This is a genomic window from Schlesneria sp. (genome assembly GCF_036405755.1).
Taxonomy (GTDB): Bacteria; Planctomycetota; Planctomycetia; order Planctomycetales; family Planctomycetaceae; genus Schlesneria; species Schlesneria sphaerica.
The window spans coordinates 1-2,681 of record NZ_DASWWZ010000158.1 but is presented as its reverse complement, the minus strand read 5'-3'; the positions used below and the strand labels follow the sequence as shown (position 1 = coordinate 2,681).

At 54.4% G+C, this 2,681-nt stretch carries 3 protein-coding genes and 1 pseudogene; 2 read left to right on the top strand and 2 right to left on the bottom strand.

Annotated elements, in window-relative coordinates:
- Positions 1-190 (bottom strand): annotated as a pseudogene (locus VGE80_RS05345) (elongation factor P); the annotation flags it as partial.
- 95 nt (positions 191-285) lie between these two features.
- Positions 286-1,410, bottom strand: coding sequence for an elongation factor P maturation arginine rhamnosyltransferase EarP (gene earP, locus VGE80_RS05340; protein ID WP_373652643.1), 1,125 nt, complete (start codon positions 1,408-1,410; stop codon positions 286-288).
- Between the two features lie 212 nt (positions 1,411-1,622).
- Here earP and VGE80_RS05335 point away from each other — a divergent pair, with 212 nt between their 5' ends.
- Both VGE80_RS05335 and VGE80_RS05330 read left to right on the top strand, forming a co-directional pair.
- Positions 1,623-2,198, top strand: a complete 576-nt coding sequence (locus VGE80_RS05335; protein WP_440591936.1) for an RNA polymerase sigma factor — start codon at positions 1,623-1,625, stop codon at positions 2,196-2,198.
- Positions 2,199-2,377: 179 nt separating this feature from the next.
- Positions 2,378-2,681 (top strand): hypothetical protein (locus VGE80_RS05330; RefSeq protein ID WP_440591935.1); only part of this gene is annotated, 304 nt, incomplete at its 3' end.

The window sequence follows — 2,681 nt, the reverse complement described above, 5'->3', positions numbered from 1 at the left end:
TGACCCCTTCGAGCTTTTCATCTGACTTGAAAATCAGTTCCGAGACCCGGTTGGTCAGCAGGTTCTTGGCTTTGACTTTAACGACCGCCTGGTTACGCCCCGACTTGTTGATTTGAGCCTTGATGACGACCACAGGCTCGTTCTCAAGCATAATGACGTTGCCGGACTGAAGGTTGTTGGCGAGCTTCACACTCATAAAAGATTTCCCATCTTGCCTATCAAAATTGTTAGTGCGCATCTGCCAAACCTGGACACGACGCGTCGGCAACGTGCTGGACTAGTAACTCACTTTTCCTGGACGAAGCGGACCAGATTGTCGACCAGATCAGGCATTCGGTCAAGTTGGCTGGACCATTGTTCTGTCTGACTTTGAATTACGCCCAAATTTGCCAGGAAATCGCCCCACTCATTTCCCGGGGAAACGGCTCCATTCCACACGTACCACAGGTTTCTGACTGCCTGACGAGCGACATCGGGCATGAGTGACAGATATCTGGACAGAAACGCTTCTAATTTCACCAGATGAGTGTTCTCGGACTGAGGATAGATCTGCCAGACAAACGGGCGTTTCGCCCACTGAGCACGGATGAATGAGTCCTCGCCCCGCACAAAATTCAGGTCGCAAACTCGCAACAACCGGTCGTACTCCGTATGAACGAGAAACGGAATCGGGTGTACGGTCAGCGTGCCTCGCGTCAGCGGCATCCCGTCGACAAGCTCCCTCTGGAACCAGTCCGCCAGCTGCTTCCGGGCCGCCCCCGGTGACGCCAGCACGCGGATGGGGACCGAATTGTGTGCCCAGGTCGACAAAAGATCTGGCAGGATTGGGTTTTCGTAGCAGAAGAGCGACAGTCGCACCTCGTGCGGCTGGCGGTCAGGTACCCCCAGTTGATTCAGAAACAGGGCGTCATCAGCGGCCGACACCCCCGCATGCGACGCGAGCAATCCCCGTTCTCGCAGCAGCCCCCCCGTTTTCTCCGTAAATCCGGGGTAGAAAAAGTACTTCTTCAACGGGAGCCTGGGATGGGGTGAGACCAGTCCGTGACACTCTTCCACCCACGATTCGGCACTCAGATACTCCAGGTTAATCCAGACAGGAGTTTTCTCACGCTGCACAATGGCGTTCAGGTAATTGTCGGAAAGTTCGCAACCGAATGCCTCGATCACGACATCCGCCGCCGAGTCGACGGTGCACTCGGGAGTCCAGTGGAGCACCTCGACTGAACCCAGCTTTTGTCGCGCCAGCAGCGGCGAAAGCTCGGGGGACATGACGGCAAACGTCTCGAGATCATCAACCCATAACCTCACCTGGAAGCAATGTTCCTGACTTAACTGCCGTGCAAGACGCCAGCAGACCCCCACATCTCCAAAATTGTCAACGACGGAACAGAAGATATCCCAGGACGACATGGGAGGAGTCACTTTCAGACTTCGATATGCAAGGGCAGGATCGTCAAGACAATATCTGGCCCCCACCCCTGTCGTCCACTCGATTTGCGGGCGACTGCCGCGAAGGGTAGCATCGAGCGCAATTCCGCTGCGGGGATAGACTCCTGTGGTACGACGATCGAACCAGATTACGTGATGATTTTCCTCAGGGCACCGGGGTCAGTTGAACGGGCGTGGATACCACACACATCAGTTTGCTGGAACGACTTCGTTCTCGGCCGGATGAGGAATCGTGGCGGAGTCTGGTCGAAATTTATGGACCTTTTATTGAAAGATGGCTGCGACACAAGCGGATTCCTCCCCAGGACGCGGAAGATATCTCGCAGGAAGTTCTCACCGACGTCCATCTCCGACTGCAAGAGTTTGTTCATTCTGGACGGACGGGAGCCTTTCGGCGCTGGCTCGGCTTGATCGTCTATCATCGCAGCGTGGACTTCTGGCGTAGGAAACGTCCAAATTCGGTCTCCCCGACAGAGATCTCAGAATTGTCGGATCTGGAGGATCCCGAGAGCCGCTTAAGCCAGCAATGGGATTGGGATCACGATCTGTATGTCATGCAGCGATTACTGAAGCAGGTGGAACCCGAGTTCACTGCGACCACCTGGCAAGCCTTCCGCCAGATTGCCATACAAGAAATTCCCCCCACTTTGGTGGCTGCCCAATTGGGACTGACCGTCAACGCCGTGCTGCTGGCAAAATTTCGCGTGTTGAAGCGTCTCAGGGAAGCAGGTTCGGGACTTATTGACTGATGCCACGTGAGATTCTTCGTAAGATTTTGACAGAATCTCAAAATTACGCGAAATGCTGAGAGTCATGACAACGTTCTCCTGAAAGTTCACCCCGCACCGATTGCACAGGGGGTTGCTCCTCTCGTTCGATGAGAGAGGAACAAGTTTACTCGAGTGATTCTCGAAGTCAGGAGACGGACATGCAGAAGTTGAATTGGTTGCTTAGCACGACGGCGACGATGGTTGCGATGGCGTTCTTATCACTGTGCGCTGTCGAGAAGGTTCACGCCGGCTTTTTTACCGGGTCTATCAGCGCTCACTTCGAAAACCCGAGATTACAGGGAAACATCCGCAACCCGGCCTCATTCTACAACAACGCATCGACAGCGGTCAGTCAGGCCTATGGAGGCGGAGCGACTGCCACAATAGTATGGGGAGCCCCCGGATACAGCGTCTTAAATTTCTTCGCGAATCAGGATATCCAGGTGAATAGTGACGAAGTTT